Source organism: Streptomyces sp. NBC_00038 (assembly GCF_026343635.1).
GTDB lineage: Bacteria > Actinomycetota > Actinomycetes > Streptomycetales > Streptomycetaceae > Streptomyces.
The window spans coordinates 637,544-653,169 of record NZ_JAPELQ010000002.1; the positions used below are offsets into that span (position 1 = coordinate 637,544).

At 71.2% G+C, this 15,626-nt stretch carries 11 protein-coding genes; 10 read left to right on the forward strand and 1 reads right to left on the reverse strand.

Features of this window, described 5'->3' with window-relative positions; genetic code table 11:
• The first annotated feature begins 34 nt into the window (after nt 1–34).
• Genes OG219_RS45970 through OG219_RS45985 form a run of 4 tightly spaced genes read left to right on the forward strand, consistent with a single transcriptional unit; the run spans nt 35 to nt 3,914 of the window.
• Entirely contained in the window at nt 35–1,201 is a 1,167-nt protein-coding gene (locus OG219_RS45970) for an aromatic ring-hydroxylating dioxygenase subunit alpha (protein WP_266837415.1), read from the forward strand.
• Entirely contained in the window at nt 1,198–1,533 is a 336-nt protein-coding gene (locus tag OG219_RS45975) for a bifunctional 3-phenylpropionate/cinnamic acid dioxygenase ferredoxin subunit (protein WP_266837417.1), read from the forward strand. The genes OG219_RS45970 and OG219_RS45975 overlap by 4 nt, the downstream gene beginning before the upstream one ends.
• A complete protein-coding gene (locus OG219_RS45980) occupies nt 1,530–2,744 on the forward strand; it encodes an NAD(P)/FAD-dependent oxidoreductase (protein WP_266837419.1) in 1,215 nt (404 codons plus the stop codon). The genes OG219_RS45975 and OG219_RS45980 overlap by 4 nt, the downstream gene beginning before the upstream one ends.
• A gap of 15 nt (nt 2,745–2,759) precedes the next feature.
• Nucleotides 2,760–3,914 (forward strand): PLP-dependent aspartate aminotransferase family protein, encoded by a 1,155-nt coding sequence (locus OG219_RS45985; RefSeq protein WP_266837421.1) that lies wholly within the window; start codon nt 2,760–2,762, stop codon nt 3,912–3,914.
• A 127-nt stretch (nt 3,915–4,041) separates the two neighbouring features.
• Here the strand turns inward: OG219_RS45985 and OG219_RS45990 are convergent, their stop codons facing one another.
• The gene (locus OG219_RS45990) at nt 4,042–7,140 is read right to left on the reverse strand and encodes a glycoside hydrolase family 2 TIM barrel-domain containing protein (protein WP_266837423.1); all 3,099 of its coding nucleotides are present in this window, start codon (nt 7,138–7,140) and stop codon (nt 4,042–4,044) included.
• Nucleotides 7,141–7,422: 282 nt separating this feature from the next.
• Between OG219_RS45990 and OG219_RS45995 the strand changes: the two genes are divergently transcribed.
• The 6 genes from OG219_RS45995 to OG219_RS46020 all read left to right on the forward strand — a co-directional run bounded on the left by OG219_RS45995 (nt 7,423) and on the right by OG219_RS46020 (nt 15,595).
• A complete protein-coding gene (locus OG219_RS45995) occupies nt 7,423–9,813 on the forward strand; it encodes a SpoIIE family protein phosphatase (protein ID WP_266837425.1) in 2,391 nt (796 codons plus the stop codon).
• A 125-nt stretch (nt 9,814–9,938) separates the two neighbouring features.
• Nucleotides 9,939–11,237, forward strand: a complete 1,299-nt coding sequence (locus tag OG219_RS46000) for an arsenic transporter (RefSeq protein ID WP_266837427.1) — start codon at nt 9,939–9,941, stop codon at nt 11,235–11,237.
• A 5-nt stretch (nt 11,238–11,242) separates the two neighbouring features.
• On the forward strand, nt 11,243–11,725 hold the full coding sequence (locus OG219_RS46005; protein WP_266837429.1) for a universal stress protein: 483 nt from the start codon (nt 11,243–11,245) through the stop codon (nt 11,723–11,725).
• A gap of 78 nt (nt 11,726–11,803) precedes the next feature.
• Complete coding sequence (locus OG219_RS46010; protein WP_266837431.1) at nt 11,804–12,610, forward strand: phytanoyl-CoA dioxygenase family protein; 807 nt, start codon at nt 11,804–11,806, stop codon at nt 12,608–12,610.
• A 197-nt stretch (nt 12,611–12,807) separates the two neighbouring features.
• Nucleotides 12,808–13,725 carry an endo alpha-1,4 polygalactosaminidase gene (locus OG219_RS46015; RefSeq protein WP_266837433.1) on the forward strand — a complete coding sequence of 306 codons (918 nt, stop codon included), beginning with the start codon at nt 12,808–12,810 and terminating at the stop codon, nt 13,723–13,725.
• A 322-nt stretch (nt 13,726–14,047) separates the two neighbouring features.
• Complete coding sequence (locus OG219_RS46020) at nt 14,048–15,595, forward strand: glycosyltransferase family 39 protein (RefSeq protein WP_266837986.1); 1,548 nt, start codon at nt 14,048–14,050, stop codon at nt 15,593–15,595.
• Nucleotides 15,596–15,626: the final 31 nt, after the last annotated feature.

A 15,626-nucleotide genomic window follows, 5' to 3' on the forward strand; every position in this document is an offset into this window, starting at 1 on the left:
ACCCGGTCCCCCGGTTCTTGAGAGGAGTACGCCGATGACCACCGCCCCCGCCTCGGTGTTCCTGCCGACGCTGCCCGGTCACTACTACACCGACCCCGCGGTCTTCGAACTGGAGAAGCGGAACATCTTCGAGAAGCAGTGGATGTACGTGTGCCGGGCCGAGGACGTGCCCACGCCCGGCCGGTTCGTGCGCACCGCGCTCGGCGACGAGACCGTGCTCGTGGTGCGCGGCCGGGACCGGAAGCTGCGGGCATTCCTGAACGTGTGCCGGCACCGCGGCGCCCAGCTGTGCCTGACCGACTCGGGGGATGCGGGCAAGGCGATCCGCTGCCCGTACCACGCGTGGGCCTACCAGCTGGACGGCCGCCTGATCACGGCCCCCAACTGGCAGTCCATGGACTCCATCGACAAGGCCGACTACAGCCTGCACCCGGTGCACCTCGCCGAATGGCACGGCCTGGTCTGGGTGAGCCTGGCCGCCGACCCCGAGCCCTTCGAGGAGCAGATCTGGCCACAGCTCGACTACCGGCTCGGCGGCGACCGGGACAAGTTCGCCCGCTACGGGCTCGCCGACCTGGTGCTGGGCAAGCGCGTCGACTACGAGGTCGCCGCCAACTGGAAGATCATCCAGGAGAACTTCCAGGAGTGCTACCACTGCGGCACCATCCACCCCGAACTCGTCGAGACACTCCCCCAGTTCCGCAATCTCACCGGCGGCGCGGACGCGACGTACGACACCGACGGCTATCTCTTCGCCGAGGGCAAGACGTCCTTCTCAGTCAGCGGGACCGCCGAACTCCCGCGTATCGGGGGCCTGGAGGAGCACGACGACCGCAAGTACTACGGGATGGTGATGCGGCCGAACTGCTTCATCTCGCTCCTCCCCGACCATGTCATCATCCACCGCTTCGAGATGCTCACGCCCGAGACCACCCGGGTGGTGTGCGAGTGGCTGTTCCCGCCGGAGACAGTCGCGCAGGGAGCGGCGTACGACATCGCGGACAGCGTCGAGCTGTTCCACCGTGTCAACGAGCAGGACTTCGCCGCGTCCCAGTGGTGCCAGCCGAACATGAAGTCCCGCGCCTACCGGAACGGCGGGGTCCTCGTCCCCACCGAGCAGGAGATCATCGGCCGCTGGTACTACCGCTGGTACCAGGAAGCCATGGGCTCGGACCTCCCCGGCCAGGGGGAACGGTCGTGATCGAGGTGTGCCGGCTGGACGAACTCCCGCCCGGCGAGGTGGCCGTGGTGAAGACCGAGCACCGGCGCATCGCGGTGTTCAACGCCGACGGAGAGCTGTACGCCGTCGACGACCGCTGCACCCACCAGGAGGCCTATCTCTCGGACGGCTGGCTGGAGGGCTGCCTCGTCGAGTGCCCGCTGCACTCGGCTAGCTTCGACCTGCGCACCGGGCGCCCGAGCGGACCGCCGGCCATGGGGCCGGTGCGGGTGTACGCGGTCGAGGTGCGCGACGGTGTCGTTCACGTGGACGCCGGGACGGACACGGCTGCATCCGCCGGGAGCGGCCGATGAGGAGTGTCGCCGTCGTCGGGGCGTCCCTGGCCGGACTGTCCGCCGCCCGCGCGCTACGGGCCCGGGGCTACGACGGGCGGCTGGTGATCGTCGGCGCGGAGGACGTCCCGCCGTACGACCGGCCGCCGTTGTCGAAGGACTTTCTCCTGGGCCGGGCGCAGGCGGCCGACCTCACTCTGACGGCGGACTCCGACGCCGCGCTGGACCTGGACCGGCGGCTGGGCCGGCGCGCGGTCCTGCTGGACACGGCCGGGCGTGCCGTGCACCTGGACGACGGCACCCGGGTGGTGTGCGACGGCGTCGTCGTGGCCACCGGCGCCACCGCCGTACCACTGCCCGGCACGGCGCAGCTCGCGGGCGTTCATGTGCTGCGCACCCTCGCCGACGCCGAGGCACTGCGGGCCGAACTGCGGCCGGGGGCACGGCTGGTGGTCGTGGGCGCCGGGCTGATCGGTGCCGAAGCCGCGTCCAGTGCGGCGGCCCTCGGCCTCGATGTCACCGTCGTGGAGCGCGGGCCCGCGCCGCTCACCCGGATCCTCGGCAGGGTCGGGAACGAGGTGAGTGCCGCGCTCCACGCCGAGCACGGAATCCGCCTGATCACGGGCGCGGCGGTGACCGGTCTGGCGGGCCGTGACCGGGTGACCGGGGTGTGGCTGGCCGACGGACGGCAGCTGTCCGCGGACGTGGTCCTGGTCGCGATCGGTTCCCGTCCCGCGGTGGACTGGCTGGCGGGGAGCGGTCTCGTGCTGGACGACGGCGTGGTGTGCGACGCGGGGTGCGGCACCGCTCTGCCCGGTGTCGTGACCGTCGGGGACTGTGCCCGCCCCTTCCATCCCTGGCTGGGCCGTCATCACCGTGCCCAGCACTGGACCGCCGCTCTCGAACAGCCCGCCGTCGCGGCCGCGCGGCTGCTCGACGGTCCGGGAAGCACGGCGGCGTACACCACGGCTCCGTACTTCTGGTCGGACCAGTTCGGCGTGCGGATCCAGTTCGCCGGACACACCGAGCCCGACGACCAGGTCGAGGTCACGGACGGCAGCTTCGCGTCACGCAGCTTTCTCGCCGTCTTCCGCCGGGGCGGTCTGCCGACGGCCGTACTGGCCATGAACCAGCCCAAGTTGTTCGGCCGGGCCCGTCGGTTGATCGCCGCCGCCGGGCCGCTGCCGGCCTCTCCCGCGCCGCCGCAGGTCCCCCAGAACCACCGACGATGAGGAGATCTCCGCGCCATGACCTCCGAGCGCTCTTTCGCGACCCGCGCCGTGCACGCCGGACACGACCCGGCCCGGCACAACGGTTCGGTGACCACTCCGGTCTACCTCGCCTCCACCTTCGTACGACCGCATGCCCGGCCCGTCGACGGCGGCTGGGACTACTCACGGATCGCCAATCCCACGCGTGACGCCCTGCAGGAGTGCCTGGCCTCCCTGGAGGGCGGGGCGTCGGCGGTGGCCGTGGCCTCCGGTATGGCGGCGAGCACGACGGTGCTGCAGGCCCTGGGCCGGTCCGGGGCGCACATCGTGATCCCGGACAACGTGTACGGCGGCACCTGGGACCTGGTCTCGGACGTCTACCGGCGGTGGGGGCTGGAGCACACAGCCGTCGACATGGGCGACCTGGACGCGGTAGCCGCCGCGCTGCGTCCCGGTGTCACCGCGCTGGTCTGGGCCGAGACACCGTCGAACCCGCTGCTCAAGGTCACGGACATCGCTGCCGTCGCGGCCCTGACCCATGACGCGGGGGCTCTGCTCGTGGTCGACAGCACCTTCGCGTCGCCGTATCTCCAGCGGCCGCTGGCCCTCGGCGCCGACGTGGTCGTGCACTCCACCACCAAGTATCTGGGCGGGCACTCCGACATCACGGGCGGCGCGGTCGTGTGCGCGGACCCGGAGCTCGGTGAGGTGATCACCCGTCATGTCGGGATGCTCGGCACGATGGCGGCACCGCAGGAGGCCTGGCTGGTACAGCGCGGTGTCAAGACGCTCCCGGTGCGGATGCGGCAGATCTGTGAGAGCGCCCAGCGGATCGCCGAGTTCCTCCGGACCCACCCTGCGGTGCGCGAGGTGTTCTACCCGGGCCTCGCCTCCCATCCCGACCACGCGCTGGCCGCGAAGCAGATGCGGCACGGGTTCGGCGGTGTGGTGTCGCTGGTGGTGGACGGGGACGCGGACGCGGCGGGCCTGGTGTGCGAGCGCACGGAGGTGTTCACGCTCGCCGTGTCGCTGGGCAGCGTGGAATCCCTGATCGAGCACCCGGCCCGGATGACCCACTGCACCACGGCCGGAACCGCGGTCGGTGTGGACGACTCGCTGCTGCGGCTGTCCATCGGTCTGGAGGACTGCGACGAGCTGATCGCCGATCTGGACCGGGCGTTGGGCGGATGAGCGGGCAGGCCGGCGCGGCTGAAGTGTGGCCGGCCGGCCGCCCGCTCAGCCGCGCCGGTCGGCCACCCGTCAACCGTGCGGGACGCCGGCGCGGTCCATGCGGTCGGCGACCGGCACACCGTGGTGCTCAGCCCGCGGGCACCTCAAGTCGGCTGACGCGGTGGTGCCCGTGGGCCTCGCCGGGGTGGCGGCTCGTCAGGACGAGCCGGAGCCGTGAGCCCCGTACCGCGTCGAAGGTGATCACCGTCGCCGCGTCGGACGCGGTCGCCCAGTCCACCGCCGCGCCCTTGACCGGCACATATCGCTCACCGTCCCAGACCTCCACCTCGACCGACGCGGGCAGGGTGTGCGTCGCGTCGACGGTGAACGAGACCTCCACCCGGTCGACGGTGCGGGAACGCGCCCAGGTCACCGACACCCAGTCCTCGGGGCGGGCTCCGCTGAACGCGGGCAGCAGGGCCGTCGCCGACTTGTAGAAGGCGTTGGACCAGCCGGTGGCCGCGTCGCCGTCCAGCATCGCGGCGGGCAGGGTGTCGGCACGGCCCGAGTAACTGGCGTCCGCCAAGGGGTAGTTCGGGGCGCCGGGACCCGGGTCGGGCTCGAAGGCGGCGGCCGGGGTGGTCGCCCTGGAGCGGCCGGGGGTGGCGCGCAGGGAGACGGTCCCCGTGCGCAGCCCGTCCGAGCGTGCCGTCACCTTGACGGACCCGGCCTTCGTGCCCGCTCGCACGATGGCAAGTGCCTTGCCGTGGAAGGCTGTTCGCGTGCTGGCCTGGTAGCGCTCCGCGCTCTCCTCCCGTCCGTTGTCGAGTCCGGCCAGGGAGCCGCCGTCGGCCGCGAACGCGATCAGGTTCTCGGCGTCGGGCACGACCACGCCTCGGGCATCGACCACCTCGGCCGTCACGAAGGCGAGCGAACGCCCATCCGCAGTCAGTGACTTGCGGTCCACGGTGAGGCGTATCGCGTGCGATGCCCCGGCCGTGCGCAGGACGTCGGTGGCGACCGTGCGGCCGTCGCTGCGCGCCACCGCCTTCAGCTCGCCGGGCGCGTACGGCACCTTCCAACTGAGGTGGATCTTGCCCGCGCTGCCGTTCGGGCTGGTGTAACTGCCGGGCCAGGGACCGCCGGTGACCGTCTTGTCGTCGCCGGTGGCCTCCGTGGTCTCCAGGTAGGGGCGGCCGTCGGTGGTCTTCTTGATGTCGAAGCTCCTTGTGCCGAGCGATGTTCCGTTGAGGAAGAGCTCCACGGTGTCGACGTTCGCGTATGCCCAGACCTCGACCGTGTCGCCCTCCTCGTGGTTCCAGCTCATGGGGAGCAGATGGACCATCGGCTCGCTGGTCCACTGGCTCTTGAAGAGGTGGTACGTGTCCTTGGGGAACCCGGCGGTGTCGACGGCGCCGAAGAAGGACGCCTTCACGGGGAACACGTCGTACGGCGTGGGTTCGCCCAGGTAGTCGATGCCCGACCACAGGAACTCGCCCACGAACCACTTGCGGTCCCGGTCCTTCTTCAGCCCGTACTCGCCGCTCATCGTCCAGGAGGCGAGGTTGTTGTCGTACGAGGAGGTCGCGCGCTTGCCCGGGGTGTGGTTCTCGCCGGTGTTGAGGTGTTCGGGCTCCTGGTAGGTGCCGCGCGTGGACGTCTCGGACGAGGACTCCGACTCGAACAGGAACAGCTGCGGATAGCGGGCGTGCAGGGCGTCGACCGACTTGGCGGTGTTGTAGTTGAGGCCGAGTCCGTCGATCTTGGCGAGCATCAGGTCGGCCGGGGAGCCGACGGCGGGCAGCGAGCGGTACTTGTCCGAGCCGATGACGATCGGGCGGCTGGTGTCGAGCCTCTTGACGCCGGCGATGAGCCGGTCGGCCATGGCGAGACCCGCCGTCGAGGTCGAGTCGGGGATCTCGTTGCCGATGGACCACATGATGACGGCGGGCGAGTTGCGGGCCGCGCCGACCATCTCGGCGATGTCGGCGTCGGCGTACTGGTCGAAGAACCGGCCGTAGTCGTAGGTGTTCTTGCCGCGCCGCCAGCAGTCGAAGGCCTCGACAATCATGACGATGCCGAGCCGTTCGCAGGCGGCGACGACCTGCGGTGAGGGCGGGTTGTGGGAGGTGCGCAGGGCGTTGACGCCCATGCTCTTCATGATGGTCAGCTGGCGTTCCACGGCGTCCGCGCCGACGGCGGCGCCCAGCGCGCCGAGGTCGTGATGGAGGTTGACGCCGCGGAGCTTGACGTAATCACCGTTCAGCGAGAGGCCGTTGTCGGCGTCGATGACGACCTGGCGGATGCCGAAGGTCGTGCGGTAGGTGTCGACCGTTTCCCCGCCGACGCTCAGCTCCGTCACCAGGGTGTAGAGGTGCGGGGTGTCGAAGGACCACAACCGCGGGCGGGGCACGGTGAGTTCGTGGGGCTCCACATGTGGGACCGCTCCCACCGTGACCGTGGAATCGGCGCGGGTCACGGTGCGCCCGTCGGGGCCGACGACTCTGGACCGGACCGTGACCCGGCTGTCGGTGCCGGACGAGTTGACGACGGTCGCCTGCGCGCGGACGACCGCCCGCGCATCGCTCAGCTCCTCGGTCGTGACGTAGGTGCCCCACCGCTCGACGTGCACCGGCTCGGTGACGACCAGGCGGGCCTCGCGGTAGATGCCGCTGCCCGAGTACCAGCGGCTGCTGGGGAGTTGGTTCCTGACCTGGACCGCGATGACGTTGTCGGTGCCGCCGTCCGTGTGCAGCAGTTCGGTGAGGTCGAAGGCGAACCCCGTGTATCCGTAGGGGTGTCGGCCGACCTCCGTGCCGTTGCAGTACACGTACGAGTCCATGTAGACGCCGTCGAACTCCACGGAGATCCGCTTGCCCGCGAGGGCCGGCGGCAGCGTGAAGGTGGTGCGGTACCAGCCGAGGCCGCCGGGGAGGAAGCCGGTTCCGCTGCTGGTGCCGTGTTCGGTGGTCGGGGTGAGTTCGATGCTCCAGTCGTGCGGTACGGCCACCTCGCGCCAGGCCGAGTCGTCGTGGCCGGGGTCCGCGGCCCCCTCGTACGCGCCGGTGGGGTCGGTGACACCACCCGGGTCGACCAGCGCGAAGCGCCAGCCGTCGCGCAAGGGGAGCGTGCGTCTGCCCGGGGTGTGCCCGGAGGACGCGGCCCAGGCGTCGGCGGCGCCCGACAGTGCCCCGGCCGCCGGTAAGGCGGTTCCTGCGATCAATACCGATCTTCGAGTGACCGTCATGGCGGCTCTCCCTCGTCAAGGGCCCATAAGTCATCACAACTGATCGTGAATAAACAGATTCTGACGGGGTGACACGTGCAGCCGTCAAGAGTCCGGCACTCACTTCCGTCCCGCGCGTCACGATCGGCCCGAAACCACCGGGGCAGGCGGGACGGCGCGATCGACAGAACGTGCCCCCTGGCGCGGAGAGCTGTGTCCCGAGTGCTGTGGCCGTCCACGCACTAGGCTGGTACAGGAGTGACGCGCCTGTTCACTGTGAGTGTGCGCAATGGAGTGGCGACTATGAGCCCGGTCCACCCCTTCGACGAGGCCGCCACAGCACGGGCGGTCATCGACGAGAACGGCACCCTGGTCCACTGGAACGAGGGGGCCCGCCGTCTGCTGGGCCATGCCCCGGCGGAAGTCGAGGGCACGCCCGCCGCCGCTCTGCTGACCGCCGACGCGACCGTTCCGGCCGGGTCGCGAATCCCTCGTGGTGAGCGCTGGAACGGCACCCTCGATCTGCGGCACCGCGACGGCTCCACCGTGTCCGTGTGGGTACTGGCCCATCACCGGCCGCCGCGGCAGGACAAGAGCGGCGACTGGCTCGTGGTCACCCCGCTGGAAGCCAGCCCGCGCCGCCCACTGGACGACCCCCTGACTACCGCCGTGCTGGCGCAGTCCCCATGCCCCACCGCGGTATACGACGAACGCCTGCGGCTGTACGGCGTCAACCGCGCCATGGCCGACGTGGTCGGTCTGCCGGAGGACCGCATCCTGGGCCTGCGACTCTCCGAGATCGGCGGCAAACCGGAGAGCGAGGAGCTGGAGGAGCACCTGCACCAGGTGTTCGACTCCGGAACGGGTCGCGACGTGGAGACGTTCCTGCGCACGGGCGGCGAGGACCGCGCGCACGCCTGGCTGGCGCGGATCGCGCCGCTGATCGACCCCGAGGGCCGGGTGCGGGGCGTGTGCATGGCCGCGCACGACTTCTCCGAGCAGTACAAGGCCCGCGAGCGGCTCCAGCTCGTCAATGAGGCGAGCTTCCGCATCGGCAGCACCCTCGACGTCACACGAACGGCCCAGGAGCTCGCCGACGTCTGCGTGCCCGCGCTCGCCGACTTCGTCAGCGTCGATCTGCTGGATCCCCCGGAGCACGCGGGCGAGTACCGCGCCGAGCCCCCTACCGTGCCGATCACACTGCGCCGGGCCGCCCATCAGTCGGTGCACCCGGGCTCCCCCGAGTCGGTCCTCCAGCCCGGAGAGGTCGACGTCTACCCCGCCTCCTCACCGCACGCGGGTTCCCTGACGGCGGGGCGGACGATCGTGGCACCGGACGCCGCCGCCTCGCTCAAGGATTGGCTCTCCGTGGACACCCGGCGCGCCCAGCGCGTCGAGGAGTACGGGGTGCACACCACGATGTCGGTGCCGATCCGGGCCCGCGGCCAGACCCTGGGGGTGGCCGTCCTCACCCGCTACCGGCGGCCCGACCCCTTCACCCCCGAGGACGTGCTGCTCGTCGAGGAGGTCACCGCGAGGGCCGCGGTCTGCATCGACAACGCCCGCCGTTTCTCCCGGGAGCGCGAGACCGCGTTGGCCCTCCAGCGCAGTCTGCTCCCCCAGTCGCTGGCCCGGACGGCCGCCGTGGAGGCCGCCTCGCGCTACCTTCCGGCGGCGCGCGCCGGGGTGGGCGGCGACTGGTTCGACGTGATCCCGCTGTCCGGGATGCGGGTCGCCATGGTCGTCGGCGATGTGGTCGGCCACGGCATCCAGGCCTCGGCGACCATGGGGCGCCTGCGCACCGCGGTCCGCACCCTCGCCGACATCGACCTGGCCCCGGACGAGCTGCTCACCCACCTCGACGACCTCGTCGTACGACTGTCCGCGGAGGCCGGAGCCGAGGGCACCACCGGCGAGGTCGGCGCCACCTGCCTGTACGCCGTGTACGACCCGGTCTCCCGGCGCTGCACCCTGGCCCGGGCGGGCCACCCACCGCCCGTGATGCTCCCGCCGGGCGGCCCGGCCCGGGAGATCGACCTCCCCGCGGGGCCGCCGCTCGGCCTGGGCGGACTGCCCTTCGAGTCCGTCGAACTCGCACTCTCCGAAGGCACGGTGCTCGCGCTGTTCACCGACGGCCTGATCGAGAGCCGCGAGCGGGACATCGACGCCGGGCATCAGCTGCTGCGCGACGCGCTGGAGCGCTCCTCGGACTCCCTGGAGGGGGCGTGCCACGCCATCCTCCGGTCGCTGCTGCCCATGGGCGGCGCCCCGGACGACGTGGCCCTGCTGCTCGCCCGTACCCACGGGCTGCCCCCTTCCCAGGTGGCGACCTGGGACATTCCCGCCGACCCGGCCCTCGTCGCGGCGATCCGCAAGCAGGTCGTCGCCCAGCTGGACGACTGGAGCCTGAGCGAGGCGACGTTCACGACCGAACTCGTGGTGAGCGAACTGGTCACCAACGCCATCCGGTACGGCGAACCACCCATCCGGCTGCGCCTCATCCACGACGCCACCACCCTGATCTGCGAGGTCTCCGACAGCAGCCACACCGCACCGCATCTGCGCCGGGCCAAGATCTTCGACGAGGGCGGCCGGGGACTCCTGCTCGTCGCCCAGCTGACGCAACGCTGGGGCAGCCGCCACACGACCGACGGCAAGACCATCTGGGCGGAACTGACGCTGGTCGAGGACTGACGAAGTCGGCGTACGTCTGCCGACGGCCTCGGAGGAAGTCCCTGGGCAAGGCACTCGGCCCACGCGTCACGGACGGCTTCCTCGGGGAGGGTGGCGAGCCGGCCCGACGCGGCCGGCCTGGTTGGATGAAGGGGCACCACGCCCGTGTCCCGGAGGACCGAACCCTGAACGCCCCGCTCGCCGAAGCCCTCTCCATCGTCCTGCTGGTCGTGGTGCTCGCCTGCGCCGTGATCCGCCCCTTCGACTGGCCCGAGGCGGTAGTGGCGGTTCCCGCGGCCGCCCTCGTCATCGTCACCGGCGCGATCTCCTGGGACCACGTCGTCACGGAGGCCGCGCATCTGGGACCGGTGATCGGCTTCCTGGCGGCGGTGCTGGTGCTGGCCCGGTTCTGCGACGACGAGGGGCTCTTCCGGGCCTGCGGAGCATGGATGGCGCGCTGGGCGGCGGACCGCCCCGGCCGACTGTTGACCGCGGTCTTCGGGCTCGCCTCCGCGATCACCGCGGTGCTCAGCCTGGACGCCACCATCGTGCTGCTCACCCCCGTCGTGTTCGCCACCGCGGCACGGATGGGCGCCCGCCCCAAGCCCCACGTGTACGCCTGCACCCATCTCTCCAACACCGCCTCGCTGCTCCTGCCGGTCTCCAACCTCACCAATCTGCTCGCGTTCAGCGCCAGCGGTCTGAGCTTCACCCGCTTCGCCGCGCTGATGCTCCTCCCCTGGCTGGTCGCGATCGGCGCCGAGTACGTGGTCTTCCGACGCTTCTTCGCCCGCGACCTGGGCGCTGCAGCCATCCCGGTGCCCGAAGTCGGTGAGCCGCCCGCCATGCCGCTCTTCGCGCTGGTCACGGTGGGCTGCACACTCGCGGGGTTCGTCGTCGCCTCCGCGCTCGGCATCGATCCGGCGTGGTCCGCCGCGGCCGGGGCACTGGTGCTCGCCACGCGCGCCCTCGTCCGTCGGCGGGCCACCCCGCTCACCGTGGCCCGCGCCACCGCGCCGGCCTTCCTGGCGTTCGTGCTCGCGCTGGGCATCGTCGTACGGGCGGTGGTCGACAACGGGCTCGCCGACGCCCTCGGGCGGCTGCTTCCGGACGGCAGCGGCCTGCTCGCGCTGCTCGGCATCGCAGCGCTCGCGGCCGTGCTGGCCAACCTGATCAACAACCTGCCCGCGGTCCTCGTACTCATCCCGCTGGCCGCCGGCTCCGGTTCCGGCGCGGTGCTTGCCGTCCTGCTCGGGGTCAACATCGGCCCCAATCTGACCTACGCGGGCTCCCTGGCGACCCTGCTGTGGCGGCGTATCGTGCACCAGCACGAACATGGAGTCGACCTCAAGGAGTTCACCCGGCTCGGCCTGATCGCCGTGCCGGCCGCACTGATCCCGGCCGTACTGGCCCTGTGGCTCTCACTCCAAGTCGTCGGAGGCTGAAACACATGCGGGTGATCGTCTGGCTCGTCGAGGGAACCTGGCCCGCGTGCGTGGACGCCGTGCACCGTCACGCGCCGCACGCGACGGATGTGGTGCTGCTCCACGTCGACGAGCCCGGTGTCCCCGGCCTGGCATACGGCGCCTTCGCCGGGCTGCTCGGCCGCGCCCACTCCGAGCACGACCCCGGTGACCGCCTCGAAGACCTCGGTACCTCCTCGGCGGAGCGGCTCCTCGACGCGGCCGCCGAGCGGCTGGCCCGCCCATGCACGCGGCTGGAACGCACCGGGCGCGCCGAGCGGGAGGTGGTCGCCGCCGCCGAGGGCGCCGACCTGCTGGTGCTGGCCAGGGACGGCGACCGCTCCCGCCTCGGCCCGCGCAGCCTGGGACCGGCCGGCCGTTTCGTCGTCGACCACGTCCCCTGCCCTGTGCTGCTGGTCTGGCCGGAAACGGCGCCGGAGGTCACGACCCTGCCCGGCGCCGCTCCGTAGGGCTTCAGGCGGACCTCGTCGCAAGGCAGGGCGACCCGGCGTAAGGCATCTTGGACACAGGCGAGAAGGGACGGCCGGATGACAGTCACGGACATGGGCGCGCTGCACGACCGGTTCGAGAGCGACGGCTTCGCGGTGGTGCCCGGGTTGTTCACCGGCGCCGAAATCGAGGCGCTGTGCGCGGAGTTCACGGCACTGCACGCCGCGGGCCCGGTGCCGGGACACTTCGAACCCCGTGCCACCGAGGCCGAAGGCCCGGCCGATCCGCTGCACGCCTATCCACGGGTCCTGCACCCGCACCGCATCAACGCGCTCTCCCTGCACCGCCTCCTCGACCCGCGCCTGCGGGACATCATGGAAACGCTGCTGGGCGAGGAAGTCCTGGCCGCGCAGAGCATGTTCTACTTCAAGCCGCCCGGTGCCCGCGGTCAGGCGCTGCACCAGGACAACTTCTATCTGCGGGTCGAGCCGGGCACCTGTGTGGCCGCCTGGATCGCCTGCGATGTGATCGACCGCGAGAACGGCGGTCTGGAGGTCGTGCCGGGCACGCACCGCATGGATCTGTTCTGCCCGGAGGAGGCGGACGCCGAGGTGTCCTTCGTACGTGACTACGTGCCCCCGCCGCCCGGACTGACCGCCGTGCCCGTCGACATGGCGCCGGGCGACGTGCTGTTCTTCAACGGCAGCCTGGTGCACGGCTCCGGGCCCAACCGCAGCTCCGACCGCTTCCGCCGTTCCTTCATCGGCCACTACGTCGGCCGCTCAACCCAGCGGATCGGCGGCTTCTACCGGACGCTGACGATGAGCGGGGCACCCGTCCCCCTGCCCGAGAGCGAGGGCGCGGGCCCCTGCGGTACGGAGTTCGCGGCGCCGGGTCCGCACTGACGTGACCGGCGCCCCCGCGCGACGGGGTGCGCTTGACGTGGGCGTGGCCCGCACGCTTGGATCTTTTCGTGCCGTGCTGAGACCCGGCACGCAGAGGTACGCCCAGCCGGTAGCGGACATGGTTCAAGTCCGGCCCAAGTCGCCAGGATCGCGGGAGCGTCCGAGGCGGGGCCGTACTCGCGATTGCTGGAGCGGACATGTCCGTCAAGCGTGTTGCCCGCGTCGGTGGTCTAGGGACGATCGCTGTCCTGGCTGCCATGTCGATGCTCGTGGGCTGCGGTTCCGGTGAGGACGAAGGCGAAGGCTCGGCTGCCGCGCCGCGACAGCCGAGCCCGACTCCGACTCCGACTCCGACCCTGACTGCGAAGCCGACCCCCACCCCGAAACCGACCACGCCCCCGACGAACGTCGAACTCCCGCCGCTGCACGCGGGGTTCGACTACCAGATCGGCGGCGCCTATCCCCCGCCGTCCGGCGTGCGGATCGTCAGCCGCGACCGCTCCGAGTCCCCGGCGCCCGGCCTCTACAACATCTGCTACGTCAACGCCTTCCAGGTCCAGCCGGGCGAGGAGGAACAGTGGCCCGCCGACCTGCTGCTGCGCGACGCGCAGGGTGAGGTCGTCGTCGACGGCGACTGGGACGAGGCGCTGCTCGACATCGGCACACCGGCCAAGCGCAAGCGCGTCGCGGCGCGGGTCAACCAGTGGATCGACGGCTGCGCCGACAAGGGCTTCGACGCGGTCGAGCCGGACAACTACGACAGCTACACCCGCTCCCAGAACCTGCTGACCGCCGACGACGCCACCGCGTTCATCACCCTGCTCTCGGCCCACGCACACGCTCGCGATCTCGCCATCGCACAGAAGAACACTGTGGAGTTGGCCGGGCTCAGGGCCAGGACCGGGCTCGACTTCGCGGTGGCGGAAGAGTGCGGCGAGTACGACGAGTGCGGGGCGTACGCCAAAGCGTTCGACGACCGGGTGGTCGTCATCGAGTACACCGACAGCGGTCTGCGCAAGGCCCGTTCGGGGTTCGGTGACCGGCTGAGCATCGTGCGCCGGGATGTGATGGTGTCGACGCCCGGCGACGAGGACTACGTCCGCAGGACCCGCTGACTCCTGACGCCCGTTCGACGCCTCTCCGCTCCGGCGGCACGCCCCGCGCGTCCGGAGATGTCGGGTGACGGTGCATACTCGGCATTCCGGTCGCGATTCCTGCTGGATGACCGCGACCGGCCGGCGGGCCGACGGGCACGCAAGGACAGGTGCCCTCGGGTGAGTGCGGGCGTACGGATCGGACGTACCAACAGGCATGCTGACATTCCCCGTCGGCAGGCAGGCGGAACACCTGTCGGCGACCAGCGGGAACCCGCCGAGGCGTTTCCACGTGCCCCGGCGGCGGCTGTTCCTGCTCGCGGTGGTCGCGCTGCTGGCGCAGATGGCGTTCGCGATGGTCACGACGGCCGTGCGGCAGACGCCGACCATCGACGAACCCGTGTACGCGGGCACGGCGGTGGTCTACGTCCAGCAGCACAGCCTGCGTTACAACCCGGAACATCCGCCGCTGGGCAAACTGATCATCGGGAGCGGGCTGGTGTTCGCCCACCCGCACCTGGACTCCGACTTCACGGGTGATCAGACGGCTCTGGGAAAGCGTCTGCTGTACGAGTCGGGCAACGACCCCTGGCGGCTGATGCTGTGGGCACGACTGCCGGTGATCGTGCTGACGCTGCTGTTCGGTCTGGTCGTCGTGACGTTCGCCCGTGAACTCGTGGGCCGGGCGGGCGGGTTGGTGGCACTCGCCCTGTACACCTTCTCGCCGGACGTCATCGCGCACGGTTCGCTCGCCACCCTCGACATGCCGGCCTGCGGATTCCTCCTGACGTCGGTGTGGCTGCTGTGGCAGGCGCGGCGGCGTCCGCTGCTCTGCCTCCCGCTCGCCGGGGCGGCGCTCGGCGCGGCGATGGCCACCAAGATGAGCGTGCTGTCCGCCGTTCCGTTGCTGCTGCTCCTGGCCGTCGTGTCCGTCTGGCGGGGGCCCGGCCTCGGCACGGCCGCCAAGGTGCGCCGAGGCGTGGCGGCGGCGTCCGGTGTGGCCTTTGTGGCCCTGGCCGTGGTGTGGGCCACCTACCTCGTCGTCGATCCGCATCTGCGCTGGACGGCCCCCGGAGACCTGCCGGTCATCCGTGGAACGCGCGCGCTCCTCGTCGACTGGCTGCCTTTCCCGGAGCCGTTCCGGGACGGCATGCGCATCCAGTTCAGCTACGAGTACCACCAGTGGGGCGGCTTCCTGTTCGGCCGACACTATCGCGGTGCGCTCTGGTACTACCTGCCGACCGCGCTGCTGGTGAAGACACCGCTCGGCATGCTCGTGCTGTGGTCGGCCGGTGCGGTGGCGATGCTCACCGTTCCCCGGCTGCGGCCCGCGGCCCCGTACGTGCTGGTCCCGCCGGCGCTGCTGCTGGCCGCCGCGATGGACGGCTCCCGCGACCTCGGCGTCCGCTACGCCCTCTTCGTTCCGATGTTCCTCGCGGTGGCGGCAGCAGCGGTCGTCGCGTTCCGGCGGCGATGGGCGTACGTCGTCACGGCGGCCCTGGTCCTGTTCGTCGCCGTCAGCTCGCTGCGCGCGTACCCGTACTACCTGCCGTACTCGAACGAGGCGTTCGGCGGACCGTCGAAGACCCATCTGCGGCTGCACGACTCGAACGTGGACTGGGGCCAGGACCTGGGCCGCCTGGCCGACCGTCTGGACGAGCGCTACCCACAGGAGCGGGTCTGGCTCGTCTACAAGGGCGCGGGGGTGCCCTCGTACTACGGCATCGAGGCGGCCGATCCGCGCGAGGTGCCGCCGGACGAGGTGCACGGTCTGCTCGTCGTCTCGGACTCCTCGATCGCCACGGCCGACGGACGGCTGACGGCGCTGCTCGACGGCAGCACACCGGTCGACGAGGTCGGTCACTCCATCACGATCTTCCGCAGGCCGTAGGCCGTGGGCAAGAGGCCGAAGCCCCCGAGGC

Excerpts from the sequence above, each read along its gene's own strand:
- OG219_RS45990 (WP_266837423.1), bottom strand. The coding sequence starts at position 7,140 with ATGACGGTCACTCGAAGATCGGTATTGATCGCAGGAACCGCCTTACCG.
- OG219_RS45985 (WP_266837421.1), top strand. The coding sequence starts at position 2,760 with ATGACCTCCGAGCGCTCTTTCGCGACCCGCGCCGTGCACGCCGGACAC.
- OG219_RS45995 (WP_266837425.1), top strand. The coding sequence starts at position 7,423 with ATGAGCCCGGTCCACCCCTTCGACGAGGCCGCCACAGCACGGGCGGTC.
- OG219_RS46020 (WP_266837986.1), top strand. The coding sequence starts at position 14,048 with ATGGCGTTCGCGATGGTCACGACGGCCGTGCGGCAGACGCCGACCATC.
- OG219_RS46000 (WP_266837427.1), top strand. The coding sequence starts at position 9,939 with ATGAAGGGGCACCACGCCCGTGTCCCGGAGGACCGAACCCTGAACGCC.
- OG219_RS45980 (WP_266837419.1), top strand. The coding sequence starts at position 1,530 with ATGAGGAGTGTCGCCGTCGTCGGGGCGTCCCTGGCCGGACTGTCCGCC.
- OG219_RS45970 (WP_266837415.1), top strand. The coding sequence starts at position 35 with ATGACCACCGCCCCCGCCTCGGTGTTCCTGCCGACGCTGCCCGGTCAC.
- OG219_RS46015 (WP_266837433.1), top strand. The coding sequence starts at position 12,808 with ATGTCCGTCAAGCGTGTTGCCCGCGTCGGTGGTCTAGGGACGATCGCT.
- OG219_RS46005 (WP_266837429.1), top strand. The coding sequence starts at position 11,243 with ATGCGGGTGATCGTCTGGCTCGTCGAGGGAACCTGGCCCGCGTGCGTG.
- OG219_RS46010 (WP_266837431.1), top strand. The coding sequence starts at position 11,804 with ATGACAGTCACGGACATGGGCGCGCTGCACGACCGGTTCGAGAGCGAC.